This is a genomic window from Limnochorda sp. LNt, from assembly GCF_035593265.1.
Lineage (GTDB): Bacteria > Bacillota > Limnochordia > Limnochordales > Geochordaceae > Geochorda > Geochorda subterranea.
On record NZ_CP141614.1, the window covers coordinates 100,814 to 125,285 of the forward strand.

Below are 24,472 nucleotides of genomic sequence, written 5' to 3' on the forward strand. Positions count from 1 at the left end.
AGCTCAACTGACGGAGAGCCGGAAGGCGGCCGAGATGCAGTTCATCAGCCCGACCAAGGGGCCGCTCGACTTCGACGCGATGTTCGAGGAGATCATCGCCTACGTGAGGGAGAAGCCGGAGGCCACCTACCGGGTCATCGTGGGCACCGACTCGCAGCTGCGAGAGCAGACGAGCTTCGTCACGGCGATCATCGTCCACCGGGTCGGCAAGGGTGCCCGGTATTTCTACTCGCGTGAGCGGGAGGTCTTCGGCCGCAGCCTCCGGCAGCGCATCTTCCACGAGGCGGCGCGCAGCCTCGAGGTGGCGGGCATGCTGGCCTCTCGCCTGGCCGCCAACGGGCACGCGGACTTCGACGTCGAGATCCATCTCGACATCGGTCGCCACGGCGAGACGCGCGACCTGATCCGCGAGGTCGTCGGCATGGTGACGGGCAGCGGCTTCGACGCCCGCATCAAGCCCGACGCCTTCGGCGCCTCCAAGGTGGCCGACAAGTACACCAAGTAGCCGCGTCGCCGCACTGAGGCGCCCTCGCCCTGTCGCCTTCCTCCGTCGCTCGCGCCCCCTGCCCCCCCACCGGGGTCCTTGCATACCGTGGTGAGCAGCCTCTCGAGGAGCGGCATGGGGCGAGGTGCGACAGGACCTCCCGATGAACGGCTATCGCCCGAACGGCCACCGCCGCGTGCGGGTGGTGCTCGACGGGCGTCTCATCGACGGTCACGGACGTCTCGACGCGCGAGCAGCCTGGGTGGACGCCGGGCCCATCGCGTTTCGATGGGGGGCCCGCCTCGACATCGGTGAGGACGTGCTGGGCTGGCGCGATGCCCGCAGCGGGCGGACGGTGGTCTTCCGCCGCGGCGACCCCCACGCCGAGGTCGAGGGCCACGGCGTCGTGCCGCTATCCGCCTCTCCGGAGTGGTCGGACGGCCAGCTGCTGTTGCCCGCGGACGCGGTGGCCCTGGCGGGAGGCGCCACGGTCCGGCTGGACCGGAGAGCCGGCGCGCTCTTCATCACCCGCCCGGATCCCTACCTCGCACGGTTTCGGATCCTCATAGACCCCGGGCACGGCGGGAACGACCCGGGATGTACCTACGGCGACGGCCGGCTGGAGAAAGATCTCAACCTCGACGTGGCGCGCCGGCTGGCCCGGCTGCTCCAGGCCGCCGGGGCTGCGGTGGCCCTGAGCCGGACCTCCGACGTCGAGCTCTCCCCGCTGCAGCGATGCGCCCGGGCCCGGCAGTTCCAAGCCCACCTGGCCATCAGCCTGCATCACAACGCCTTCTGGGACCCATCGTTGCAGGGGGCCGAGGGCTACTTCTACCGGCACGACCCCGGCCGGAGACTGGCGGCGAGCCTGGTAGGCGCGCTGGCGCGGGTCCTGGGCATCCCCAACCGGGGCGTGCGCGAGGCCAGCGTCGGCATCCTGCGGTGCATGCCCTGCACGGCTGCCCTGGTCGAGGCTGCCTTCGTCAGCGAGCCGAGGCTCGCGCGAGCCTTCGCCCATCCGTGGCCCCGCACCAAGGAGGCGATGGCGCTGCTGGAGGGGATCCGGGGCTTCTGCGGGGCGTTGCGGGGCGATGGCGTGCTCTGGGCGCCTCCCGGGCCATGACGGCCCCGTCGAGGGCATAGGCTGGGGTGGGGGCACAGCCTGGATGAAGACGCCCGAAGCCGCCTGGATGGAGCGTCGCCGTCGGCGGCCCACGCTTGGCCCCGGCAGCCGGGGCCACGAGGTGGAGGCGCTGCAGCAACGACTGGCCCGTCTCGGATTCTACGAGGGCGAGGTGGACGGCACCTACGGCGAGCTGACCGAGGACGCCGTCCGGAGCTTCCAGCGAGCCTTTCGCCTGCACGCCGACGGTATCGCGGGCCCCGAGCTCTTCCGCCTGCTGGACGATCCGCTCCTGGCCCTGGTCGACGGGCAGGTGGAGCAGTTCGTGATGGGCTGGGCCGAGAGCGCCGAGGAGGCGGGGCGCGGCCCCACGTGGCTGAGCGGGTGGGCCGTCCCGTTCGCCGAGCTGCGTGTCGACCGACTGGGGCGCCCCGAGCTCCGCCACGTCGACGCGGCTCCCCCGGCGACGCCGCCGGGCGGCGATGCGGGCGAGGCGCCGCCCGTGCCCGTGGTGACCCTGTGTCCGGGATCCGGGATCGCCACGCCGCGCGACGGCGCGGGCCCGTGGCTGGCCCGCCTGCGACGCGCCGCCCCTGGCCGCGTGCCGGTCGCGTCCGCGGACCGGCCCGCCCCTCCAGCCGGCCGGAGCCCGCCGAACTCCCACCGCCCGGCGCGGGGTGGCTCGTGCGGCGCCTGCGGAGAGCGGGCCTGTCGGGTTGGCTGAGCCTCCGGATTCGAGCGGCTTCGGGGCGGTCGTCGCTCCTCTGGTGGGGATACGAGGTGGCCCGGAGGACCCACGCCTTCGAGCGGCTCGTCGTCTGGGTGCCGGGGCCGGACGTCGAGCTCGACGCCACCCTCGCCGCCGTGCGCACGGCCGTGCGAGGCATCCGGCGGTGGAGGCCTCCCTGGCATGTCCTGCTGGGCGTGGACCTGGCGCCCTGGCTGGTCCAACCCTCCGGCGGCCCGGACGGCCAGGGCCTGGCTCGTCGCCGCCTCACCCGCACCGAGGCCGTCATGATCGGCTGGCAGCTCCGGCTCCGGCGCCTGCGAGGGGAGCCGCCCGAGCAGCTCCCCGTGCTGGTCCGATGCCCGGCCGAGCGGGTGCGGGCGCTGGTCCGCTTGGTGCAGTGGGCGGGTCTGGGGGGCATGGTGCTTCGCGGCCTCGACCGTGCCGAGCAGCCTGCCCTGGCGGAGGTGGTCGGCGGGTTACGCGTCCTTCGGTTCTCGTCTGGGGACGAGGCGTCATAAGGATGGACCAAACCCCCCCGAGGGAGGCGTCGGTCCGTGGCTGTCAAGATCAGGGAGACGGAGCTGCTGCTCTCCCACCGCCTGGAGGCACGAAGCGTCGAGGCCACGGCCTCCGGCACCCTACGGCTCTCTCCCGAGCTTCCCGATGCCGGTACGGCCATCCGCTGGAAGGCATTGGCCGCGGTCGACCGGGTCGTCGCGGACGCCGAGACGGGACGGCTCGAGGTCCGTGGCTCCCTGCACGCGTGGGTCGTCTACGCCGCAGCGGGCTCGGAGTCGCCGGATCCGGTCGGAGCCCTCTACGGAGGCCGCCTGGAGGGCGAGCTGACCTTCGTGGCCGGTTTCGATCTCCCGCCCGAGGGGGTCGAGGCCCGCTGGGAGGCCACCGCCCAGGTCCGCGACGTCGACGGCCGCTTCCGGGGCGACGGGAGGACCGTCGATGTCGACGCGGTGGTCCAGGTCGTGGCGATGGGGACGGTCGCCGAGCGGACCACCGCCGTGAGTCACGTCGCCGCGACGGCGCCCGACCGCATCGAGGCGACGCCGGCCAATCTCCGGCTCAACATCTTCTTCCAGGGCGCCCAGCGCACGCGACTGGCCGTGGAGGAGGCGCACGGACTGGACCTGCCGGGAGGCACGGCGGCTCGCCTGCGGGTGCTGGACCTGCACGTGGAGCCCGTCATCACCGGCACCGAGGCGCGCCAGGGCGAGGTGGAGGTGCGCGGGGAGACCGTCTTCTCGTTGCTGTACGCCATCCAGCGGCACGCCGAGGAATCCCCGCCCGAGCCGGGTGGTGACGGCGAGGAGGACGAGGGCGTCGAGCCGGGCGCGGCGAGCCGGACGACCCGTCTGTGGGACGTGCAACTGGCCGCGTGGAGCAGCACCGAGGGATGGACCACCACCATCCCCGTCCCGGGCGTGGAGCCCGGCACACGCGTTCGGGCCCAGGCCCAGGCGGCGGACGCGGTGGTGCGGGTCCTGCCGGCCGAGGGACTCGTCTACATCACCTGCCAGATCGACGTCGAGGCCCAGGCCTGGGCAGTGCGGGCCGTGCCGGTGGTGGCGGACATCCGCTCGGCGGGCCCGCTGCCGGTCGAGGTGCGCAAGGTCGAGCTGCGGCTCGAGAGCCCCGCGGGCGAGGGGCGCCGCACGTTCACCGCGGGCGGGACCGTCGAGATCACGGGCACACTACCTCCGGTCGACCGGATCGTCTGGAGCGGGGTGCAGATCGACAGCCTCACCGTGCGACCCGACACCGGCCGGGCCCACGTGACGGCGTCGCTGACGCCGTGGGCCTACTACCTCCCGTACAAGGCCGACGAGCGCGCCACGGGCATCGTCTTCGCCCTCTGGCCGGGGGCAGTCACGCTCGAGCAGACGGTCTCGGTGCCCGATCTAAAGGGGGAGGCCGAGGTCCGGGCCGCCCTGTCGAGCCTCTCCGTGGAGGCCGACCTGATCAACCGGCAGACGGTGGAATTCACGGTCTCGGGCACGTGTGCGGTGGAGGCGTGGCTGCCGGCCTCCCAGGAGGTGGTGGCCGAGGCGGTGGCGGTGCGGGCCGCTGCGGAGCGCCAGCCGTCCATCTATCTGGTGGTGACGCAGCCGGGGGATACGCTGTGGAAGCTCTCCCGACGCTACCGAACCAGTGCCCAGCGGCTGCTGGCGGCCAACCCCGCCCTGGGGGCCCACGAGGAGACGACCGCCCTCCCCGCGGGGAGTCGCCTCTTCATCGTGAGGGAGTAAGGGATTTCCAGCGTCGGCTTGCCGGGGGAGGCGGTCTCTGCTAATCTGGGGGCGGCCGACAGGCTGATGCCGGAGGATGACCGATGCAGGGGGCGCCGCCCGACACGTCGAGCATCGACCGGATCCTGGTGTTGCAGCTGTGCCCCATTGGCGACACGCTCTTCGGCACGCCGGCCATCCGGGCGCTGCGGAGACGCTTCCCCCGTGCGTACATCGCCGACGTCACCTGGTACGCCAACCGGGAGGTCCTGGAGGGCAACCCGCACCTGGACCGGGTGATCCTCTGTCGCAGCGGGCTTCAGCTGCCGCGCCTGCTGTCAGCGCTGGCCGACGAGGACTTCGACGCGGTCGTGGGACTCTCCAACATCGGCAGCTGGCTCTCCCTCTTCACCCGTGCCACGGTCAGGGTCGGCTTCAACAGCCAGACCCTGGGCTGGTTCTACAGCTCGCCGGTGCCGGACCGGCGCGAGCGGCACGCCATCGACTACTGCCTGGACGTGGTGGCGGCCCTGGGCGCCGAGCCCGACGGCCGGTGGATGGAGCTCCCCGTCGGCCCCGCCGAGCGGGCGTGGGCCCGTCGGCTGCTGACGGCATCGGCGCAGGCGGCGCCCCTGCGCGTCGCCATCCACCCGGGTGGCCGCCACTTCCCTGCCAAGAGGTGGCCCGCGTCGGGGTTCGCGCACGTGGCCGACTACCTGGTCGGCCGGTACGGCGCGCAGGTGGTGGTCGTGGGGGGGCCCGACGACGTCGAGCTGGCGCGAGTCCTGGCGGAGGAGGCCCGCCTGGCCGAGCCGCTCGTGGTAGCCGGTCGGACAAGCCTCAAGGAGACCGCGGCCATCCTGGAGCAGTGCGACGTCTTCATCGGTAACGACTCGTCGCCGCTGCACATGGCCCAGGCGGCGGGCACGCCGGTGGTCGCGCTCTTCGGTCCCACGGACCCGGGCAACTTCGGTCCCCAAGGCCCCCACGACGTGGTCGTGCGCAGGGCCGTACCCTGCAGCCCCTGCTTCCACTGGCTCGGCGGCAGCCGCCAGTACCTCAGCTACGCCTCGCTGGCCGAGCAGCCCGCCCCGTGCATGCGCGCCATCGGCCCGGCCGACGTCATCGCGGCAGTGGAGCGGGTGCTGGACCGAACGGGCCTGCGGGAGGCCCGCCGGCTCCCCAAGCCCCCGCCGCTGCTCCTTCCCGAGGCGCCTCCGTGGCACTGGAGCGTCGAAGGCGAGACGACCCGGCTGCCGAGCGGGCCCCTGTGCGCGCCGGGCGTCTGGCGGCGCCGCGCTTTTGGGCGCCGCAAGGTGAGCCTCACCTACCGGCGTCGCGTGGCCCACAAGGTGCAGGAGTTCGAGGAGATGTGAACGAGCCGCGTCGCCAGGCCTGGGCCCTGTCGCCCCAGGCCATTCGACGAAGCGTCATCATCTCGCTGGTGGCAGGGGCGGCCGCCGTGGCCGCCCTTCTGTTGCTGGTACGAGACGGCGACGAAGCCATCGAGCAGATCCATCTGGTGGACCCCGCCTGGCTGACGGTGGCCGGCGCCCTCACGATGGGGGCGTGGTTGTTGCGCACCTGGCGAAGTCAGATCCTGGCGGCCGCCTTCGGCGCACGGGTGCCGGCCCGCCGGGTCTTCCGCTACTATCTGGCCAGCGTCTTCGTCTCGCACGTGACGCCGACCAGTGCCGGAGGCGTCCCCGTCTTCATCTACCTGCTCACCCGGGAGGGCCTCTCCCCGGGCCATGCGACGGCGGTGGCGGTGGTCGACTCCGGGCTGGTGGTGCTGTGGGTGTTGGCCGCCTGGCCGGTGGCGGCGGCCTGGAAGGGACTGGCGGCCCGGTTGGGCTCGCCCGGCCTGACGGCGGCGGTGGTGGGGGCGCTGGCGGCCGTGGCGCTCCTGGTCGGCTGGATGCTGGCGCGGCCCCGCTCGGTGCCGGCCCTGCTAATGCGCTGGCTCGCCCGTGAGCGAGCACAGGGCGGGCGTCGGCTCTCCCGCCGCTGGGCCAGCGTGCTGGTCAAGGAGAGCCTGCGCTTCTCGCTGGGGCTTCGCTACCTCGTGCTGCGCCGCCCGTGGCACCTGCTGGCGGCCACGGTGTTGACGGGGCTGTACTGGGTCGTCTACCTCTCCATCGCCTGGGCGGTGTTGGTGGGGCTGGGTGGCCGGGCCGACTGGCTCTACGCGGCCGCCGCGCAGCTCCTCTTCAACCTGCTGCAGCCCTTCATCCCGACGCCCGGGGGCAGCGGCGGCGCGGAGCTGATGATGGGCTGGCTGTTCCGGCGGGTCGTGCCGGCCAGCCGGCTGGCGGTCTTCGTGGGGGTGTGGCGCCTCTTCATCTTCTATGCCAGCCTGGTGGTCGGGGGCGTGATGTTCATGCGGTCGCTGGGGGGCCGCGGCCTGCGCCCCGGGCCAGCCCCGAGGCGCCCGGTCTCGCTGCGGCAGGCGAGCGACGGTGCCGGGGGCCGTACAGGGCGCGCCCCCGCCCCTGCCGAACCTCCCTCCTGATCCGCGATCCGTCGAGAAGCGAGGTGCCGCTGCCGTGTCGGACGCACGGCAATTCGCCCGGTCCGTCACCGACGGGTGGCCGGGCGCGTCGGCCGCGCAGGTGCTGGAGCTGTTGCGTGCCATCCGAGGTCGGCGCATCGCCGTGGTGGGCGATGCCATCCTGGACCGCTACGTCTACGGCGAGCCGGTGAGGATCTCACGAGAGGCGCCGGTGCTGATCCTGCGCTGGTCGGGCGAGGAGAGCCGGCTGGGGGGCGCCGCCAACGCGGCCGCCAACGCGGCCGCCCTCGGGGCCGAGGTGGAGCTGGTCAGCCTGGCAGGCGACGACGCGCCGGCGGAACGCCTGGCGGCCTTGGCCGCCGAGCAGGGCATCACGGCCCGCCTCGTGCGCGAGCCGGGCAGGCCCACCACCGTCAAGACCCGCTTCGTGGCCGGGGGCCGCCAGACGGTCCAGCAGCAGGTGCTGCGGCTGGACCGGTGGGAGAGTGGAGCTCCGCCTGCGGGCATCCACGACGGCCTGGTCACCGCTGCGCAGGAGGCCGTGGGACGCGCCGAGGCCGTCATCGTCTCGGAGTACGGCGGGGGCACCGTGACCCCCGCCCTCTTCGCCGCCGTGAGGCGGGCGGCCGAGCGGCGGGGTGTGCCGGTGCTGGTGGATGCCCGCTACCGGCTACGGGAGCTCAAAGGCGCCTATGCGGCCACGCCCAACCGCGGCGAGGCCGAGGAGGCCGTCGGCCAGCCGCTCGTCGACGAGGCCTCTCTGGTCGACGCCGGGCGGCGACTGCTCGCCCAGCTGGGGCTGGAGGTGCTGGTGCTGACACGAGGGGAGGAAGGGATGTCCCTCTTCTTCGCCGATGGCCGCCCGCCGCTGCGGGTGATGGCCTATCGGCCCCGCGAGGTCTACGACGTGAGCGGGGCCGGCGACGCCGTGGTCTCGGCCATGGCGCTGGGGCTGGCCTGTGGCACGGATCGCGTGCTGGCCGCGGCGCTGCTGGCCGACGTCGCCGCTGGCCTGGTCGTGGGCAAGCGTGGCGTGGCGACGGTCTCCCCCCAGGAGGTGGAGGAGGCGGTGGTCGGGTGGACCCCCACCATCTATCCGCTGGAGGCCCCCATCGGCCGATGACGGCCACGCAGGAGCCGCTGTCGCTCCAACGGATCGTGACGGCCCAGCAAGCGGCCGCCTTCGCCCGCGCCTTGCAGCAGGACGGGGTGGAGGTGGCCTTCACCAACGGCTGCTTCGATGTGCTGCACGCCGGCCACGTGGCCTACCTGGAGGTCGCCAGGGCCATGGCCGGTGCGCTCATCGTGGGCGTCAACAGCGATGCCAGCGTCCGCCGGCTGAAGGGGCCGGGCCGGCCGGTGGTGCCCCAGGAGGACCGGGCCCGGGTCGTGGCCGCCCTGCGGGCCGTGGACCGCGTCGTCATCTTCGAGGAGGAGACGGCGGCCTCTCTCATCGAACTCATTCGGCCAAATCTCTACGTCAAGGGTGCGGACTACGCCGACAAGGCGCTCCCCGAGGAGCCGACCGCGCGGGCGGTGGGGGCCCGTATCGTCCTGGTGCCGCTCCTGGCAGGGCGCTCGACGTCGGCGCTCATCGAGCGCCTGCGTCACGGCGGGCGGCGGCCCGAGTCGGCCGAGTCCGAGCCCGCCACGTAGGCGGGAAGGGAGCAGGCGGCGGGCGTGGTACGGATCACGGTCATCGGCAGCTATCCCAAGCTCCCCGAGGGTACCGAGGGGCCCAACGTGCGCAACGCCATCAACCGCTTCGAGGCGGGGCGTCTCTCCTCGCGGGCGCTGGAGCAGACCGTGCGCCAGACCGTGGCAAGGGTGATCCGCGAGCAGGAGCAGGCAGGAGTCGACCTGGTGACCGATGGACAGGTGCGCTGGGACGACCTCGTCACGCCTTTCGCCCGGGACCTGGGCAGCGTCGAGGTAGGCGGGCTCGTCCGGTACTTCGACAACAACGTCTACTACCGCCGCCCCCAGATCAAGGGACGGGTCTGGTTTCGGGGCTCGTCGCTGGCCTGGGAGGTGCGCCAGGCCAAGGCGGTCGCCCGCAAGCCGCTCAAGGTGGCGCTGCCGGGGCCCTACACCTTCGTCAAGCTGAGCGTGGACGAGCACTACCACGACCTCGGACAGGCCATGGCCGACGTGGCGGAGGCGCTCAACCTGGAGACCCACGCCCTGGTCGAGGCGGGCGCCGACGTCATCCAGTTCGACGAGCCAGCGCTGCTCTTCGGCGCCTCGTCCGAGGAGGTCCGGCTCGCACGGGAGGCGCTGGCCGTGGCCCGGGAGGGCCTGACGGTGCCGGTGGCGTTGCATACCTACTTTCGCGACGCCGAGCCGCTGTGGGAGGCGCTCGTCAGCTTCGACGTCGACATCCTCGGCTGGGACCTGGCCTCGGGGCCGGGCCTGGCCCGGCGCCTGGCCGAGGTGGAGCTGGGCAAGCAGGTGACCCTGGGACTGGTGGACGGGCGCGACTGGCGGCTGGAGGCCGCCGACGAGCTGGCCCGGATCATCGAGGCGGTGGGCCGCCGTCAGGGCGATGACCGGATCCTCATCAGCCCCAGTTGCGGGCTGGAGTTCTTGCCCCAGGGGCGGGCGCTGGCCAAGCTCGAGCGCCTGGCCGAGGCTCGAGCCCTGGTGGCAGGCGGAGCATGAGCCAGAAGGAGGCCTCCTCATGGCAGCCCTCTTGACGACCAGCGTGGGCAGCTTCCCCAAGCCCGACTACCTGCTCAAGGCGCGCTCGGCCTTCGCCCGGGGGGAGATCTCCCGCGAGCAGCTCGCCGCCGAGGAACGGCGCGCCACCGAAGCCTGCATCCGGCTCCAGGAGCGGCTGGGCATCGACCTCCTGGTGCACGGCGAGATGGAACGGGGCGACATGACCACCTACTTCGCCGAGCAGCTGGAGGGCTTCGCCATCAGCGGGCTGGTGCGCTCGTACGGCAACCGGTACTACCGCAAGCCCATCGTGGTGGGCCCCATCGGCCGGCGCCGGCCCATGGCCGTCGAGGCCTTCACCTTCGCCCAGAGCCTGACCAGCCGCCCCGTCAAGGGCATGCTCACCGGCCCGTACACGATGGCCGACTGGTCGTTCAACGACCACTACCCCAACCGCCGGGCCCTGGTGCTGCGGCTGGCCGAGGTGATCCACGAGGAGGCGGTGGACCTGGAGCGGGCCGGCGCCCGCTACATCCAGATCGACGAACCTGCCGTCTCCACCCGCCCCGAGGAGATCGAGCTGGCCATCGAGGCGCTCGGGATCGTGACGCGAGGGCTCTCGGCCCATACCATCACGCACATCTGCTACGGGCACTTCGAGACCATCTACCCCCGCATGCTGGACCTGCCCGTCGACCAGCTGGATCTGGAGGCGGCCAACAACGACTTCGCCATCCTGGAGCTCTTCCGCCGCCACCGCCCGCACAAGGAGATCGCCCTGGGCGTAGTGGACGTCCACAGCCATCGCGTCGAGCCGGTGGAGGAGATCAAGAAGGGGATCCTGGCGGCGCTGGAGGTGCTCGAGCCGGACCAGCTCTACGTCGACCCCGACTGCGGGCTCAAGACCCGCACGTGGGAAGAGGCCGAGCAGAAGCTGGCCAACATGGTGGAGGCGGTCCGCCAGGTGAAGGCCGAGCGCGGCCTCGAGTGAGGGCGTCGCGATGACCTTCGCCGAGATGGTGCGACCGGGGCGGGTCGCACTGGCGGACGGCGCCATGGGTACGCTCCTCTACGCCAGGGGGGCGCCGCTGGAGGGCTCCTTCGACGCGCTCAACCTGACGCAGCCGGACCTGGTGCTGGGGGTCCACCTCGACTACATCCGCGCCGGGGCGGAGATCATCACCACCAACACCTTCGGCGCCAACCGCATCCGCCTGGGCGGCCACGGCCTGGCTGACCGGACGCGCCCCCTCAACCTGCAGGGGGTCAAGATCGCCCGCAACGCTCGCGAGATCGCCGGGGTGCCCGTGCTCATCGCGGGCGACATCGGCCCCACCGGCAAGCCGCTGGAGCCCGTCGGCCCGCTGACGGAGGCGGAGGTGCTCGACGCCTTTCGCGAGCAGGTAGACGCCTTGCTGGCGGGAGGCGTGGACCTCTTCGTCATCGAGACCATGTCGGACCCACGCGAGCTGGCCCTGGCGCTCCGGGCGGTGCGTGAAGCCTGTCGGCTACCGGTCATCGCCCAGATGAGCTTCTCGGCCGAGGGGCGCACCCTGCTGGGCGTATCGCCCGAGGAGGCCGCCCTCGCCCTGGCCGCCCTCGACGAGGCGTGGCACCCCGACGTGATGGGGGTCAACTGCGGCGCCGGACCGGCCCCCGTGCTGGACGCGCTGCGGGCCATGCGTGGCACGGCGGGCCCCCGGGCCCGGCTGTCGGCCATGCCCAATGCAGGGCTGCCCACCATCGTGGGGGGCCGTTACGTCTACGTCGCCAACCCAGAGTACTTCGCCGACTTCTCCCGGCGGGTGGCGGCCGAGCCCGGCCTGGCGGTGGTGGGTGGCTGTTGCGGCACGACGCCCGATCACATCCGGGCCATGCGCCGTGCGCTCGATGCCATGGGTCATCGCCTGCCGGAGGAGTGGGCGCGGGCGCTGTCGCTGGGCACGGGCGAGCCCGGGCCGACCCCGGGCGTCAAGGAGCCGCCGGTGGCAACGGTGGGGGCGGAGCAGCCGGGTCGGCCGACCGCTCGGGTGGTGCTGCCTGGCGGGCTGCCTGCCGGGGGCCAGAAGGAGGCGACTCCCCGCCGACCCGCTTCGCGGCTGGCGGCGCGACTCGGGCGTGAGTTCGTCGTCAGCGTGGAGCTGGACCCGCCGAGGGGGCCGGTGGCGCAGAAGCTCATCGCCGGGGCACGAGCGGTGCGAGAGGCGGGGGCCGACGCCATCAACGTCGGTGACAGCCCGATGGCGCAGGTGCGCATGGCGTCGCTGGCCGCGGCCCACCTGATCCAGCAGGAGGCCGGGATCGAGACCATCCTCCACTTCACCACCCGGGATCGCAACCTGATGGGCATCCAGGCCGATCTGCTGGGGGCGCATGCCATGGGGATCCGTCACATCCTGGCGCTGACGGGCGATCCCCCCGGCCTGGGCAACTACGCCCACGCGACGGCGGTCTACGATCTGGACTCCATCGGCCTGGTGCGGGTACTGAGCCGTCTCAACGAGGGCGTGGACGTGGCCGGCAAGGGGATCGGCAGGGCCACGGAGTTTCTCATCGGGGTGGCCCTCAACCCGGCGTCCCAGGACCTGACGACCGAGGTGCAGCGATTCGCTCGCAAGGTGGAGGCGGGGGCCCACTTCGCGATGACCCAGCCCCTCTTCGACCTGGAGCCGCTGCTCGAGGTCTTCGACCGGCTGGGCGGGCGCCCCATCCCGGTCCTGCTGGGGGTGCTGCCCCTGCGCAGCTACCAGCACGCCGAGTACCTGCACAACGAGGTGCCCGGGATCTCCATCCCGGAGCGCATCCGGGAGGCGGTGCGCAAGGCGGGCGACCAGGCCGAGCGGGTCGGGATGGAGATGGCCCTGGAGGTGGCGCTCAAGGCCCGTCCCTACGTGGACGGCGTCTACGTCATCCCGTCGTTTGGCCGCTACGAACAGGCCTGCGAGCTCGTGCGAGCGCTCTTGGCCCACGTGCGACCGGGCAGCTGAGCACCGGCCCGACCGGCCGGGCTCACCCGCGCAGCCCGCGCAGCACGAAGGCCAGGTTGGCGGGCCGCTCGGCCAGCCGCCGGACGAAGTAGGGGTACCAGTGTGTGCCGAAGGGGACGTAGATGCGAAGCGGCCAGCCCTCGTCCACCAGGGCCTGCTGCAGGCGGGGCTTGACGCCGAAGAGCATCTGAAACTCGGCGCGGCCCCGTGCGTCCGCCTCGACGATCATCCGCTTGGCCTCTCGGATGATGCGCTCGTCGTGCGTGGCCACCGCCGTGAAGGCGGCTTCGCGCAACGCCAGCTCCAGCAGCCTGAGGAAGCTGGCGTCCACGTCGCGCTTGCGAGGGTACGCGACGGAGGGGGGCTCGCTGTAGGCGCCCTTGCACAGCCGCACGTTGGGGCCCAGGGGCAACAGCCCCCGCAGGTCGGTCTGCGTGCGGTAGAGGTAGGCCTGCAAGACGATCCCGACCCGTCCCGGAAACTCCCGCACCAGGGCGCGGTAGATGGTCAGGGTGTCATCGACCAGGGCCGACTCCTCCATGTCGAGGCGCACGAAGCCGCCCAGCTCCGCGGCCACCTCCACCACCCGGCGGACGTCGGCCAGGCAGGCTCCGGGGTCGATGGTGAGTCCCAACTGGCTCAGCTTGAGGGAGACGTTGGGCCCGAGACCGGCCGCCGACAGCGCGCGCAGCATCTCGCAGTAAGTCGAGGCGGCCTGCCGGGCGGCGGCCAGGTCCGTCACCTTCTCGCCGAGGTAGTCTAGCGTCGCGGACATGCCACGGGCACGCAGGGCGGCGACGACCCGCAGACCCTCCTCCAGCGTCTCGCCGGCGACGAAGCGTCGGGCGCCCAGTGAGAGGCCGTGACGGGTCACCATCCGGCTCACCAGCGGGTTGCCGGCTACGCCGAGGATGAGGCGACGGAAGACCAGTTGGCTGCCCAGCATCAGCGTCCCCGGGGCAGGGTATTCAACGGGGGCCGAGCGGCGCCCTGTCGGTGCCGACAGGGACAGGGAAGGGCTGGCCCGGCGCGGTAACAACTCCCCGGTCGGTCGGGCAACATGAGGAAGGGGTGGCATCGTTGCTGGAGTTTCTGCGGCCGCTGGCGAGAAGCGGCGGCAAGATGGTGCTGCTGGTCATGGACGGACTGGGCGGGCTTCCCCATCCCGAGACGGGGTTGACCGAGCTGGAGGCAGCCCGCACTCCCACCATGGATCGCCTCGCTCGAGAGGGCTCGTGCGGGCTCTCGGTGCCGGTCGCGGCCGGCGTGACGCCCGGGAGCGGCCCGGGACACCTGGGGCTCTTCGGCTACGACCCCCAGCGGTACGTGGTGGGGCGGGGCGTGCTGTCGGCCCTGGGCGTGGGCCTGACGCTGGAGCCTCGAGACGTGGCGGCAAGGGCCAACTTCGCCACGCGAGACGGTGACGTCATCACGGACCGTCGAGCCGGTCGCATCTCGACGGAGACGTGCCAGCGCCTGGCTCGCCTGCTCAACGAGCGCATCCGCCTGGAGGGCGTCTCGGTGCGGGTGGAGCCCGAGATGCAGCACCGGGCCGTCGTCATCTTCCGGGGGGAGGGGCTCTCGCCGCGGCTGAGCGACTCCGACCCCCAGGTGACGGGGGTGCCGGCGCTGCCCGTGCGGGCGCTGGAGCCCGAGGCCGAGCGCACAGCGGCGGTGGTCAACGAGTTCATCCGGCAGGCGTACGCGGTGCTGGAGGAGGAGCATCCTGCCAACGCGATCCTGCTGCGGGGCTTCGACCGGCAGCCCCACCTGCCGCAGCTGCCCGAGCTCTTCGGGTTGCGGGCCGCGGCCATCGCCTACTATCCCATGTACCGGGGCCTGGCCCGGCTGGTGGGGATGGAGGCCCACGTACCGGGCCCCGAGCCGGCCGACGCCATCGCCCGGGCACTGGAGCTCTGGGACGGTTACGACCTGCTCTTCGTCCACATCAAGGGGACCGACAGCGCCGGCGAAGACGGCGATTGGGCTCGCAAGAGCCGCGTCATCGAGGAGGTGGACCGGGCTCTGCCGCCGCTCGTCGAGCGAGGCCCGGACGTCCTGGTCGTGACGGGCGATCATTCCACGCCGGCCATGCTCAGGTCGCACAGCTGGCACCCGGTGCCCCTGCTGCTCTGGGCCCGGACCGCCCGGCGGGACCGGCACGTGACCAAGTTTGGCGAGTCCGAGTGCGCACGGGGCAGCCTGGGCCAGATCCGGGCCACGGAGATCCTCCCGCTCATGCTGGCTCATGCCGGCCGGCTCAACAAGTACGGCGCGTGAGGTCGACGCCGGAGTCTGCAACCTGCGTGCGAAGGTGTGATGCGGGGTGCGGTGGCCACGGTCCGCGAGCGAGGAAGGCGCTGGGCGGCGGGATCGGACGGGACGGGGGGCATGGCCCCGGTGGGCCCGCACCGCGGCGCTCCTGGTCGGGCTCGCGGCCCTCGTGGGGCTGCTCTTGACCGGCTCTCGGAGCGAGCGCGGCACGGGGGCTTCCGACCGGCAAGGGGTGGAGGGCGCCGACGTCGAACGCGCCTCGCCCAACACGCCCGACCGCCTCGGCTTCGACGTGGCGGCGCCGGCTGCCATCCTGGTGGACGCGGGCAACGGCCAGGTGCTCTTCGAGAAGGAGGCGGACCAGCCGCTGCACCCCGCCAGCATCGTCAAGGTCATGACCATGCTGGTGGCCATGGACGCCGTCAAGGCGGGCCACGTCTCGCTGGATGATCCGGTGCGGATCAGCCGGGAGGCGGAGGCCATGGGAGGCTCCCAGGTCTACCTGGCAGCCGGCGAGACCTGGAGCCTGGAGCAGCTGCTGGAGGCCGTGGCCATCGCCTCGGCCAACGATGCCGCGGTGGCCGTTGCCGAGCACGTGGCGGGCACCGAGGGCGCCTTCGTCGCGTTGATGAACCGGCGAGCCCGGGACCTGGGGCTCGAGCGCACCCGCTTCGTCAACTCCCACGGCTTGCCCCAGGACGGTGGCGAGGATGCCAACCTCACCACCGCCCGAGAGGTGGCCATCTTGGCCCGGGAGCTGGTGACGCGGCACCCCGAGGTGCTGCGCTGGACGTCGATCCGGACCAAGGTCTTCCGCGAGCAGCCCCGCTTCGTCATGGTCAACACCAACCGGCTGGTGGGGGCGGTGCCGGGGGTGGACGGCCTCAAGACCGGCTTCACCAACCAGGCGGGGTACTCGGTGGTGGCCACGGCCGAGCGGGCCGGGCGGCGCCTCATCGCCGTGGTGATGCGCACGGATAGCGACGAGACGCGGGTCGAGCAGACGTCCCGGCTGCTGGAGTTCGGGTTTCGGGCCTTCCGCCCCGTCGTCCTCGCCATCCCCGGCGAGCAGGTGGGCGAGGTACGGGTCCGAGGGGGCCAGCCCGCTCGGCTACCGGTGCGGGCGGGGACGATGCTCTACGTGCTGACGCTGGGGGGCGATCCGCGGGGAGTGACCCGGGGCCTCGTGGTGCGCGACGACCTGGCGCCACCCATCGAGGAGGGCCAGGCCGTGGGCTGGGTGCTCGGCGAGGTCGACGGCCGCGAGGTGGCGAGAGCGGAGGCGGTGGCCGGCGCGTCGGTGGCGCCGTCCTCGGGAGCCGCTCGGCTCTGGCAGTGGATCCGGGACCTGGTCGGATCGGTGGGGCGATGAGCGAGGTGCCGTCACCGCTCCCGGCGGACGCCTTGACGGAGGTGGCACCCGCCAAGGTCAACCTGGGCCTCTGGGTGCTGGGTCGGCGCGAGGACGGGCTGCACGCGATCGACACGGTAATGGCGAGCGTGGAGCCCGTCGATGAGCTGGTCCTGTGGCGGGACCCGGAGGCCGCGCCGGGCACGCTGACCCTGTCGGTCACGGGGCCCGAGGCCGAGTCGCTGGCAGAGACGGGTCTGGCGTTGGCCGAGGTGGTCGACCTCCGGGGCGGGACCCACGGAGGCGTGCGAAACCTGGTCGTGCGGGCGGCCGCGGAGCTGGCGCGAAGCACTCCCGGACCTCCAGCCGCCGTGCGCATCCACCTGATCAAGCGGATCCCCGTCGGGGCAGGGCTCGGTGGCGGTAGCAGCGACGCCGCCGCTGCCCTGCGGGGGCTCAACCGGCTGTGGGGGCTGGGCCTGACGCCGGACCAGTTGGAGCGCGTCGCGGCGCGGATCGGGGCGGACGTGGCCTTCTTCGTGCGGGGAGGGGTGCGGCGGGCGACGGGCGTGGGCGAGCGCCTGGCAATGGTGCCGTGCGCCCTCGCGGCGGAGTGTGTGATCGCCGTCCCACCGAGTCGGGTCGTGACCGCGCAGGCCTATCGCCTCTGGGACACCCTTTCGTCCGAGACTCCCATGCAGGCCGACGGGGGCGGCCACGGGGCGGAGGCGCTGATCTCGGCGCTCGCCCGGGGGGACCTGCGGCGAGCCATACGGCTGCTGCACAACGACCTGGCCACGGCCGCATACCGTCTCAGCCCTTCGACGCAGCGACTGCTCCGGTTGCTGGAGACGGCCGGAGGCGAGGGAGCCTGCGTCTCCGGGAGCGGATCGGCGGTCTTCGCGCTGGCGGCCCCGGGGGCGGGCGGAGGGCTGGCCAATGAGATCCGGCGGCGGGCGGCTGCGGAGGGGTGGACGGTCCGGGTATACGTCAGCCGGCTGCCGTCCCAGGAGGCTGCCCTCCCCTGGCGCGCGCCGGGGACCGTGGTAGAATCCATCTAAGATCAGGCCCGCGACCCGGCCGAAAGGAGCCGCGAGCGACCCGTGCCCGGATCGCTGTCGCCCCTCAAGCTGGACAACTACAAGCCGCTGCGAGAGCTGGTCTTCGAGGCACTGAGAGAGGCCATCATCACCGGCGCCCTCAAGCCCGGCGAGCGCCTCATGGAGGTGCAGCTGGCCGACGAGCTCGGCGTCAGCCGCACCCCCGTACGGGAGGCCATCCGCAAGCTGGAGCACGAGGGCTTCGTCGTGATGATCCCCCGCAAGGGGGCGTACGTCGCCGACATCTCCCTCAAAGACGTCGTCGAGATCTTCGACGTGCGCACCGCGCTGGAGGCCCTGGCGGCTCAGCTCGCGGCCGAGCGTGCCAGCGACGAGGACCTCGAGCGCACGGAGCGCATCCTGGTGGAGTACGGCGAGTGCGTCGACAGCGGCGACATCGCGCGGCTCATCGAGGTCGACACGCGCTTCCACGAGGCCATCTACCAGATGGCGGGCAACTCCCGCCTCAAGCAGATGCTGAGCCTGCTGGGCGAGCAGGTCATGCGCTACCGGACGATGACCCTCTCGCACAAGCCCCGGATGCGCAAGGCGCTCGAAGAGCACCGGCGCATCGTCGAGGCCATCGCCGCCCGTGACGCCCAGCGGGCCGCCCGCCTGGCCCGTGAGCACATCGAGAGCGCCGAGCACGCCCTCATGGCCCTGATGGCGGCCAAGGGCAGCGACGAGGCCGCTGGCGACGAGGAGTCGAGCGATGACGGAGCGTTGTGAGCCCTCCGCGGTCGTGTTGCCGCCCAAGCTGGACGTGGTGCTGCTGGCGGCGGCGGGCAACGAGGGCCAGTTGAGGGGGGCCAGCGCCGAGCCCTGGGAGGCCCTGATCCCCATCGCGGGCCGCCCCATGGTCGCGTACGTGACGGCCGCGCTGGCCGAGTCGACCCGCAGCGGGCGCATCGTCTGCGTCGGGCCGCCGGCCGTGGTGGAGGCGGCTGCGGCCGCAGCGCCAGGCCGGGTGACGGGCGTGGCCCCGGCCGGCCATCTCCTGGGCAACCTGGAGCGCGGGCTGGCGTCGGCCGCCGGTGACTACGTCATGGTGGTCACGTCGGACATCCCCCTGCTCAAGCCCCACATGGTCGACGACTTCGTGCGCCGCTGCGAGCAGGGCGGTGAGGCCGTGGACGTCTGGTACGCGGTGGTGGAGCGCTCGGCCGGGGAGCGAGCCTATCCCGGCGTGCGACGCACCTGGGTGCGGCTTCAGGACGGGACCTTCACGGGCGGCAACCTGCTGGTCGTGAGCCGAGACATCGTGGCCCGGACCCGGCGACTGCTGGGGCCCACGCTGGAGGGGCGCAAGAGCCCGCTGACCCTCGCGCGTCTGCTGGGGCCGGTCGCCTTGTTGCGCTTCATGGTCGGTCGTCTCTCCATCGCCGACGTGGAGCGGCGGGTCGGCGCCATGCTGGGGATCCGGGGACGGGCGGTCGCCACGCCGTACGTCGAGATCGGCATCGACGTCGACAAGCCCGACGACCTGGCCCTGGCGAAGCGTTTCCTGGCCCCGACCCACGCCGGGGCGTGACGGGCCCGGCCGGCGAGGCAGGTGTCTTGCGGGCGACGTCACCGGCCTGCCTGTTGGCCGGGGGGCCTCGGGTCTGTTATACTGGGCATGCGCTGGGGCGTTGTGTAACGGCAGCACGGGAGACTTTGGATCTCCTAGTCCTGGTTCGAATCCAGGCGCCCCAGCCAGCTTTCAGGCGGCGGGATTTCTCCCCAGCCGGCCCACCTACCGCAAGGGTGCCATCCTGGAGGCCGTCATGGTGGACGGCAAGCCCCATTGCCCTCACCGGGCCGTGCCCCTCCTCCAGGTCACCTTCCGCGCGGCACCCCCACCAGGAGAGCCAGCGGGCCGGCGAGCAGAAGCCACATGGCGTTGGCCAGGCCCACTTGGCCTGACACGGCTCCCAGCACCACAGGAAGCATCCCGCCTACCATGCCGGACAGAGTCGACAGGGTGACGGCTGCACCGCTCTGCCCGGGCAAGGCCTCGTACAGCTTCGCCTTCAAGACGGGATACCAGCCGGAGGTCAACACGCCCAGCACGCCGACCGTCACGAGCTTGGCCTCCAGGTGTGGCATCACGAGGAACAGCGAGAAGACCAGCAACGCGAGCGCCGCGCTCCCCCGCAAATACGAGAGGCCAGGGACGCGCTTCAGCAGGCGCACCAGTGCAGCCGCCCCTGCGAGGCCTGCACCCGTCAAGACGACCACACCGACGCCTGCGGCTGCCTGGTCGGCTCCGGCCACCTCGACCAGGTAGAGGGCCAGGTAACTCCTGAAGACGTCGAGCATGAGGTCCGCCAGTTCCAGCAGCAGGAGCCAGCGCGCGACACCTCGGCGCGACGCTTCGAGCGTGCGACGGAGTCCCTCCCAAAACGCAGGCGGGCTGCCTCGCGCCATCTCCGTCCGGACCTCGGACGAAAGGGGACCGGGTGACCGGTGGGGTGCCGCGACATGGAGAGCCAACAGGGCGCCGAGGGCCAGGACGATCAAGGCCACGAACGCAGAACGCCATCCCCATCCGACCGCCAGAGAGGCTCCCACCAGCACAGGCCCTGCCAGGTTGCCCGCCGTGCCTGCCAGCGCCCAACGAGTCATGTTCTTCTCGCGCCGCGAAGGCTCGAGGTCCATCAGCGCGGTTTGCGATAGTCCGACGAACGCACCCGATGCGGGACCCAGCACGGCGAGGGCCACAGCCATCGGCACGAACCCCGGTGCGGCCCCTACCGCGCCGAGAGCCAGGCAGAACACGGCGCCTCCCCCGAAGAGGAGAGGTCGGCGCCATCCCATGTCGGCCAGTATGCCCAGGGGTACTTCGGCCACGCTGCCGGCCACGCGCAGAAGCCCGACGAGCAGGCCGACCTGACCGTACGACAGAGCAAGGTCCGCCCGAATGGCAGGCCACGTCGCACTCAGGACGCCGTCGAGCAGTTCATCGACCAGCTCGACGGCAAGGAGCACACCGATGACGACCGAGGCGCGTCGTGCACTCGGCCAATCCATCGCGCTCACGCCGCATCGCTCCTCCGCCCCGATTCCCTGGCTCGCAGCCGTCGAGCCTGTACGGGTCGAACGGCTGCGGCCTGCGCCCGTTCGTCGCAAGCGACGAACGGCCAGGGCGGGGGGATGGAGGTGAGCCATTTCCCCCGGATGGCTATCCAGGTCCGGCGGTCATCTACTCACCACGGCGGGAACGTCACGGCTTCTTCTCCTTCCACGGCGCCAGGCTGTCTGTCAGGATGACGACGGCAGAGCAAGCCCCAGGATGACGTAAGGCTCCCCGTCGGGAGCCGAATGCCAGGGCTCCAGCAACACCTGCCACCCTTTGGAGGCATACAGCGCTCGGGCCGGCGTGTTGCCGACATCGGGCCGCGCCTGCGGCCGGTCGGGAGGCACGCCGAATGTCGCCAGGTATGCGTCGATGACCGCGTCGAACCCCGGTCCGGTCAACGGCATGGGCGCCAGCGCACCGAGCATGGCATGGGCTCCCTCGCATTACCCTTGCGTCACGATGGCGGCGTGGGCTATTCGGCATGCCCTGGCGAGCTCCTTGCTCGCGAGCGAATGTGGATACGCTTGCATTCTCGAAAAGCGGGAGCGGTGGGGGCGGGAGCGGAGGAGAAGTCGACGTAACCGAGAATGGTAGGCACCACCATAACGTGTGGACGGCGGGAAAGCGTCGGCCGGCCCCGTGGCTTGTAACCGCTAACCAACCCTCCCGCGAGACTCGACCAAAGGCCGGTGCCCGCACCGTCATCGGGTCGGGTGAGCGTCATGGCGGGCCAGGCGCTGGTGCGCCGGTACGAGCGGGAGTTCGCCCTCGTGTACGGCTCCTTCGGCTGGGTGGCGACCGTGGCCCTGGGGACGGGCCTGGTGCTGGCGCCGCTGTGGCTCGGGGGCTACTTCCTCTACGTGGCGTCGCTCATCGGCATCAACGTGGTGGTGGTCGTCGGCCTCGATCTCTTGGTGGGCTTCGCCGGTCAGATCTCCCTGGGCCAGGCGGGGTTCGTCGCCATTGGAGCCTATGCGACGGGCCTGCTGTCGGCGAGAGCGGGGGCACCGTCTTGGGTGGCGCTACCAGCCGGCGCCCTGCTGGCGGGCGTGGCGGGCTGGCTCGTGGGATTGCCCGCCCTGCGGCTCAAGGGCCCGTACCTTGCGATCGCGACCATGGGCTTCGGCATCGCCGTCCAGCAGGTCCTGATCAACTGGGAGCTGGTCTCGGGCGGCCGGACGGGGCTGATGGTGCCGGCCCCCCGCCTGGGGCCATGGAGCCTGGCCTCCGATGCCGCCCGCTACTACCTGGTGCTGGCGGCGGCGTCGGCGCTGGTGCTGGCCGCGTACAACATCCGCCGCTCCTACGTGGGCCGGGCGTGGATGGCCCTGCGGGACAGCGATCTGGCCGCCCAGACCAACGGCGTCGACCTGACCCGCTACAAGACGCTGGCCTTCGCGGTGAGCGCCGCCTACGCCGGGGCGGGAGGGGGCCTGATGAGCCTGGTGCTGGGCTACCTGGAGCCCAACCTCTTCAGCTTCCTGGAATCCATCTATTACCTGGCCATGGCGGTGGTGGGGGGCCTCGGCACCGTCTCGGGCCCCATCGTCGGCGCGGCGTTGCTGACCGCCCTGCCGCAGCTGGCCAGCCGCACGCGGGAGTACCTGCCGGTGGTGTACGGAGCGGTGGTGCTGGCGGTGATGGCCATCGAGCCGTGGGGCCTCTACGGGCGGTGGCTGCGCATCAAACGGTACTTCAAGAGCTGGCCTCTGTGAGGCGGACGGACCGGCGATGGATCTATTCTTGCAGTTCACCATCAACGGGATGGCGACGGGCAGCCTCTACGCCCTGGTGGCGCTGGGCATCGTCGTCTTGTACCGCACGGCCCGCGTCCTCAACTTCGCACACGGCGACGTGGCGGCGCTGGGCACGCTCGTCGCCTACACCGCCATCACCGGCGCACGTCTGCCCTTCGTGCTGGCGGCGCTGACCGGGCTGGGAGCGGCGGCTGCCATCGGCGCGCTCTTCTACGCGGGCCTGGTGCGCCATGCGCGGGAGGCGGCGCCCTTGAGCCAGTCCATCATGACCATGGGCCTGGCGTTGCTGCTGGGCGGGCTGGCCGTCGCGGGCTGGGGCACCGACATCAAGGCCATGCCCTTCCCGTTGCCGGCCACCGCCGTCTGGCGGGTGGGTGGCCTCGTGGTGAGCCAGCTCCATGCCGGAGCGACGGCCGTCGCGGCGGTGTCGATGGCGGGCCTGTACCTCCTGGTCCTGCACACGCGCTGGGGCTTGCTGATGCGGGCCCTCTCGGAGAAGCCCGTCGCGGCCCGACTCCTGGGCGTCCGATCGGATCGGATGCTGGCCGCCACGTGGGCGCTCTCCGCGGCCCTGGGAGCCGCCGCCGGGCTGCTGCTGGCGCCCGCCACGCTGATCGATCCCTTCTTCATGCTCAACCCCTTCCTCAAGGGCTTCGCGGCCGCCGTGATGGGCGGGCTCGACAGCCCGCCCGGCGCCGTCGTGGGGGGGCTGGCGCTCGGCGTCCTGGAGAGCCTGCTGGCCGGTTACGTGTCGGTGGCGTTCAAGTCGACGCTGGCCTTCCTGCTCATCGTCGTGGTGTTGATGGCCCGCCCCGAGGGCCTGTTGGGGCGAGAGTTGGAGCGGCGGGTCTGAGGCCCCGTCGCACGAGACGTCAGGAGGTGACGAGAGGCGTGCAGGCAGAGCGGCCAATGGGGAAGTCTCGGATGGGTGGGCGCACCCGTGGCGCGTGGGGGGTGAGGGCAGGCGTGGCCTGGCGGCGGGCCGGGTGGGCCTTGGCGATCGCTCTTGCGGCGGTCCTGGCGTCCGGAGCGGCGCAGGCCGCGGAGCGCGGGATCTCGGCCGGCGAGGTCGTCATCGGCACGTCGACGCCGCTGTCGGGGCCGGCGGCCCCGTGGGGGGCGACGGCCCTGGGCGCGGAGGCCTACCTGGCGCACATCAACCAACAGGGCGGCATCCATGGGCGCCGCATCCGCTTCGAGATCCGGGACGACGCCTACCTGCCTCCCCGTGCCGTGGCCAACGTGCGCGAGCTGGTGGACCGCGTGGGCGTCTTCGCCATCGTCGGCCTCATCGGGACCGCCAACACGCTGGCGGTGCGCGACTACCTGATCGCCAACCAGGTGCTCTGGATCACACCCACCGCCGACGCTCAGGTGTGGGTGGGCTACCAAGACACCCGCTACCTCTTCGTCACCTACCCCAACTACCTGCAGGAGGCCATCATCCTGGGGCGATACGCCATCGAGGAGCTGGGAGCCCGGACGCTGGCGGTCTTCTACCAAAACGACGACTACGGCAAGACCGGCCTGGCCGGCGTCCAGCAAGCGGTCGAGGCCAGCGGCGGGCGGGCGCGCCTGGTGGCCGCCGTCCCCTACGAGCTGACCGAGACGGACCTGAGCGGCCACGCGCTGCGGTTGCGCCAGTCGGGGGCCGAGGCGCTGGTGCTCTACGCGACGCCTCGCCACGGGGCCATGATCGCCGCGGAGATCGCCAAGATCGGCTACCAGCCCCACCGGTTGGCCACCTTCACCCTGGCGGATCCGGTGATGGCCACGCTGGCGGGGCCCGCGTGGGAGGGCACCATCGTGACGGGCTTCTTCGACTTCCCCGGCACCAACCCCAGGGTGGACCAGGTGCTCTCCATCATCACCGAGCGCCGGCCGGAGCTGGCCCAGACGCCGTTCAACGCCCTGGCGGGCGTGGCTTTCCTGGAGCCGCTGCTGGAGGGGCTGCGGCGAGCCGGCCCCGATCTGACACGCGAGCGCTTCGTGCAGGCCATGGAGACCCTGCAGGGGTGGGACGGCGAGCTGCTCCAGGACGTCACCTTCGGTCCGGGGCGCCGGCAGGGGCTGGAGGCGATCTTCCTGGCGCAGTACCGAAACGGCCAACCCGTGCGCCTGACGGACTGGATCCCGTACCCGGTGGAGTTTTGAGAGGGTGGAGACGGGCCCGGGCTCGCAGGGGGCCCGAC

The 24,472-nt window shown here is 72.1% G+C and carries 23 protein-coding genes and 1 tRNA gene; 21 read left to right on the forward strand and 3 right to left on the reverse strand.

Annotated elements, in window-relative coordinates:
- Positions 1-34: 34 nt before the first annotated feature.
- The 12 genes from VLY81_RS00550 to VLY81_RS00605 all read left to right on the forward strand — a co-directional run bounded on the left by VLY81_RS00550 (position 35) and on the right by VLY81_RS00605 (position 12,737).
- Positions 35-505: a ribonuclease H-like YkuK family protein gene (locus VLY81_RS00550; protein ID WP_324669062.1), complete on the forward strand. Its 471-nt coding sequence runs from the start codon at positions 35-37 to the stop codon at positions 503-505.
- 124 nt (positions 506-629) lie between these two features.
- Positions 630-1,607 (forward strand): N-acetylmuramoyl-L-alanine amidase family protein, encoded by a 978-nt coding sequence (locus VLY81_RS00555; protein ID WP_324669063.1) that lies wholly within the window; start codon positions 630-632, stop codon positions 1,605-1,607.
- 43 nt (positions 1,608-1,650) lie between these two features.
- The gene (locus VLY81_RS00560) at positions 1,651-2,331 is read left to right on the forward strand and encodes a peptidoglycan-binding domain-containing protein (RefSeq protein WP_324669065.1); all 681 of its coding nucleotides are present in this window, start codon (positions 1,651-1,653) and stop codon (positions 2,329-2,331) included.
- Positions 2,332-2,387: 56 nt separating this feature from the next.
- The gene (locus VLY81_RS00565) at positions 2,388-2,855 is read left to right on the forward strand and encodes a hypothetical protein (protein WP_324669066.1); all 468 of its coding nucleotides are present in this window, start codon (positions 2,388-2,390) and stop codon (positions 2,853-2,855) included.
- Positions 2,856-2,891: 36 nt separating this feature from the next.
- Positions 2,892-4,598 carry a LysM peptidoglycan-binding domain-containing protein gene (locus VLY81_RS00570; RefSeq protein ID WP_324669068.1) on the forward strand — a complete coding sequence of 569 codons (1,707 nt, stop codon included), beginning with the start codon at positions 2,892-2,894 and terminating at the stop codon, positions 4,596-4,598.
- Between the two features lie 83 nt (positions 4,599-4,681).
- A complete protein-coding gene (locus VLY81_RS00575; protein WP_324669069.1) occupies positions 4,682-5,953 on the forward strand; it encodes a glycosyltransferase family 9 protein in 1,272 nt (423 codons plus the stop codon).
- Entirely contained in the window at positions 5,950-7,089 is a 1,140-nt protein-coding gene (locus VLY81_RS00580; RefSeq protein ID WP_324669070.1) for a lysylphosphatidylglycerol synthase transmembrane domain-containing protein, read from the forward strand. The genes VLY81_RS00575 and VLY81_RS00580 overlap by 4 nt, the downstream gene beginning before the upstream one ends.
- Positions 7,090-7,123: 34 nt before the next feature.
- Positions 7,124-8,212 (forward strand): bifunctional heptose 7-phosphate kinase/heptose 1-phosphate adenyltransferase, encoded by a 1,089-nt coding sequence (locus VLY81_RS00585; RefSeq protein ID WP_324669071.1) that lies wholly within the window; start codon positions 7,124-7,126, stop codon positions 8,210-8,212.
- The gene (locus VLY81_RS00590; protein WP_324669072.1) at positions 8,209-8,745 is read left to right on the forward strand and encodes an adenylyltransferase/cytidyltransferase family protein; all 537 of its coding nucleotides are present in this window, start codon (positions 8,209-8,211) and stop codon (positions 8,743-8,745) included. The genes VLY81_RS00585 and VLY81_RS00590 overlap by 4 nt, the downstream gene beginning before the upstream one ends.
- 24 nt (positions 8,746-8,769) lie before the next feature.
- On the forward strand, positions 8,770-9,750 hold the full coding sequence (locus VLY81_RS00595) for a hypothetical protein (protein WP_324669073.1): 981 nt from the start codon (positions 8,770-8,772) through the stop codon (positions 9,748-9,750).
- A gap of 19 nt (positions 9,751-9,769) precedes the next feature.
- Entirely contained in the window at positions 9,770-10,741 is a 972-nt protein-coding gene (locus tag VLY81_RS00600) for a methionine synthase (protein WP_324669074.1), read from the forward strand.
- 10 nt (positions 10,742-10,751) lie between these two features.
- Positions 10,752-12,737 carry a bifunctional homocysteine S-methyltransferase/methylenetetrahydrofolate reductase gene (locus VLY81_RS00605; protein WP_324669075.1) on the forward strand — a complete coding sequence of 662 codons (1,986 nt, stop codon included), beginning with the start codon at positions 10,752-10,754 and terminating at the stop codon, positions 12,735-12,737.
- Between the two features lie 22 nt (positions 12,738-12,759).
- Here VLY81_RS00605 and VLY81_RS00610 read toward each other — a convergent pair whose 3' ends face one another.
- Positions 12,760-13,683, reverse strand: a complete 924-nt coding sequence (locus VLY81_RS00610) for a proline dehydrogenase family protein (protein ID WP_324669076.1) — start codon at positions 13,681-13,683, stop codon at positions 12,760-12,762.
- Positions 13,684-13,808: 125 nt separating this feature from the next.
- Here VLY81_RS00610 and VLY81_RS00615 point away from each other — a divergent pair, with 125 nt between their 5' ends.
- The 6 genes from VLY81_RS00615 to VLY81_RS00640 all read left to right on the forward strand — a co-directional run bounded on the left by VLY81_RS00615 (position 13,809) and on the right by VLY81_RS00640 (position 19,160).
- The gene (locus VLY81_RS00615) at positions 13,809-15,017 is read left to right on the forward strand and encodes a 2,3-bisphosphoglycerate-independent phosphoglycerate mutase (RefSeq protein ID WP_324669077.1); all 1,209 of its coding nucleotides are present in this window, start codon (positions 13,809-13,811) and stop codon (positions 15,015-15,017) included.
- 163 nt (positions 15,018-15,180) lie between these two features.
- A complete protein-coding gene (locus tag VLY81_RS00620) occupies positions 15,181-16,383 on the forward strand; it encodes a D-alanyl-D-alanine carboxypeptidase family protein (RefSeq protein ID WP_324669078.1) in 1,203 nt (400 codons plus the stop codon).
- Positions 16,380-17,423, forward strand: a complete 1,044-nt coding sequence (locus VLY81_RS00625; RefSeq protein WP_324669079.1) for a 4-(cytidine 5'-diphospho)-2-C-methyl-D-erythritol kinase — start codon at positions 16,380-16,382, stop codon at positions 17,421-17,423. The genes VLY81_RS00620 and VLY81_RS00625 overlap by 4 nt, the downstream gene beginning before the upstream one ends.
- Before the next feature lie 42 nt (positions 17,424-17,465).
- On the forward strand, positions 17,466-18,191 hold the full coding sequence (locus VLY81_RS00630) for a GntR family transcriptional regulator (protein ID WP_324669080.1): 726 nt from the start codon (positions 17,466-17,468) through the stop codon (positions 18,189-18,191).
- Positions 18,175-18,993: an NTP transferase domain-containing protein gene (locus VLY81_RS00635; protein ID WP_324669081.1), complete on the forward strand. Its 819-nt coding sequence runs from the start codon at positions 18,175-18,177 to the stop codon at positions 18,991-18,993. The genes VLY81_RS00630 and VLY81_RS00635 overlap by 17 nt, the downstream gene beginning before the upstream one ends.
- Positions 18,994-19,086: 93 nt before the next feature.
- Positions 19,087-19,160 (forward strand) — tRNA-Gln (locus VLY81_RS00640).
- A gap of 120 nt (positions 19,161-19,280) precedes the next feature.
- On the opposite strand, the gene VLY81_RS00645 is transcribed toward VLY81_RS00640, so the two are convergent.
- Both VLY81_RS00645 and VLY81_RS00650 read right to left on the reverse strand, forming a co-directional pair.
- On the reverse strand, positions 19,281-20,474 hold the full coding sequence (locus tag VLY81_RS00645) for an MFS transporter (RefSeq protein ID WP_324670440.1): 1,194 nt from the start codon (positions 20,472-20,474) through the stop codon (positions 19,281-19,283).
- A gap of 231 nt (positions 20,475-20,705) precedes the next feature.
- The gene (locus VLY81_RS00650) at positions 20,706-20,927 is read right to left on the reverse strand and encodes a hypothetical protein (protein ID WP_324669082.1); all 222 of its coding nucleotides are present in this window, start codon (positions 20,925-20,927) and stop codon (positions 20,706-20,708) included.
- 285 nt (positions 20,928-21,212) lie between these two features.
- Between VLY81_RS00650 and VLY81_RS00655 the strand changes: the two genes are divergently transcribed.
- From VLY81_RS00655 to VLY81_RS00665, 3 genes are all read left to right on the forward strand, one after another.
- Positions 21,213-22,238, forward strand: a complete 1,026-nt coding sequence (locus VLY81_RS00655) for a branched-chain amino acid ABC transporter permease (RefSeq protein ID WP_324669083.1) — start codon at positions 21,213-21,215, stop codon at positions 22,236-22,238.
- Positions 22,239-22,254: 16 nt separating this feature from the next.
- Positions 22,255-23,133 (forward strand): branched-chain amino acid ABC transporter permease, encoded by an 879-nt coding sequence (locus tag VLY81_RS00660; RefSeq protein WP_324669084.1) that lies wholly within the window; start codon positions 22,255-22,257, stop codon positions 23,131-23,133.
- Positions 23,134-23,273: 140 nt separating this feature from the next.
- Positions 23,274-24,434, forward strand: a complete 1,161-nt coding sequence (locus tag VLY81_RS00665) for an ABC transporter substrate-binding protein (RefSeq protein ID WP_324669085.1) — start codon at positions 23,274-23,276, stop codon at positions 24,432-24,434.
- Positions 24,435-24,472 lie beyond the last annotated feature (38 nt).

What these genes read in the sequence shown, in the direction of transcription:
- VLY81_RS00645 (WP_324670440.1), bottom strand. Translation starts at nt 20,474, where the DNA reads ATGGATTGGCCGAGTGCACGACGCGCCTCGGTCGTCATCGGTGTGCTC.
- VLY81_RS00650 (WP_324669082.1), bottom strand. Translation starts at nt 20,927, where the DNA reads ATGCCGTTGACCGGACCGGGGTTCGACGCGGTCATCGACGCATACCTG.
- VLY81_RS00590 (WP_324669072.1), top strand. Translation starts at nt 8,209, where the DNA reads ATGACGGCCACGCAGGAGCCGCTGTCGCTCCAACGGATCGTGACGGCC.
- VLY81_RS00600 (WP_324669074.1), top strand. Translation starts at nt 9,770, where the DNA reads ATGGCAGCCCTCTTGACGACCAGCGTGGGCAGCTTCCCCAAGCCCGAC.
- VLY81_RS00625 (WP_324669079.1), top strand. Translation starts at nt 16,380, where the DNA reads ATGAGCGAGGTGCCGTCACCGCTCCCGGCGGACGCCTTGACGGAGGTG.
- VLY81_RS00550 (WP_324669062.1), top strand. Translation starts at nt 35, where the DNA reads ATGCAGTTCATCAGCCCGACCAAGGGGCCGCTCGACTTCGACGCGATG.
- VLY81_RS00560 (WP_324669065.1), top strand. Translation starts at nt 1,651, where the DNA reads ATGAAGACGCCCGAAGCCGCCTGGATGGAGCGTCGCCGTCGGCGGCCC.
- VLY81_RS00660 (WP_324669084.1), top strand. Translation starts at nt 22,255, where the DNA reads ATGGATCTATTCTTGCAGTTCACCATCAACGGGATGGCGACGGGCAGC.
- VLY81_RS00610 (WP_324669076.1), bottom strand. Translation starts at nt 13,683, where the DNA reads ATGCTGGGCAGCCAACTGGTCTTCCGTCGCCTCATCCTCGGCGTAGCC.
- VLY81_RS00605 (WP_324669075.1), top strand. Translation starts at nt 10,752, where the DNA reads ATGACCTTCGCCGAGATGGTGCGACCGGGGCGGGTCGCACTGGCGGAC.
- VLY81_RS00575 (WP_324669069.1), top strand. Translation starts at nt 4,682, where the DNA reads ATGCAGGGGGCGCCGCCCGACACGTCGAGCATCGACCGGATCCTGGTG.
- VLY81_RS00635 (WP_324669081.1), top strand. Translation starts at nt 18,175, where the DNA reads ATGACGGAGCGTTGTGAGCCCTCCGCGGTCGTGTTGCCGCCCAAGCTG.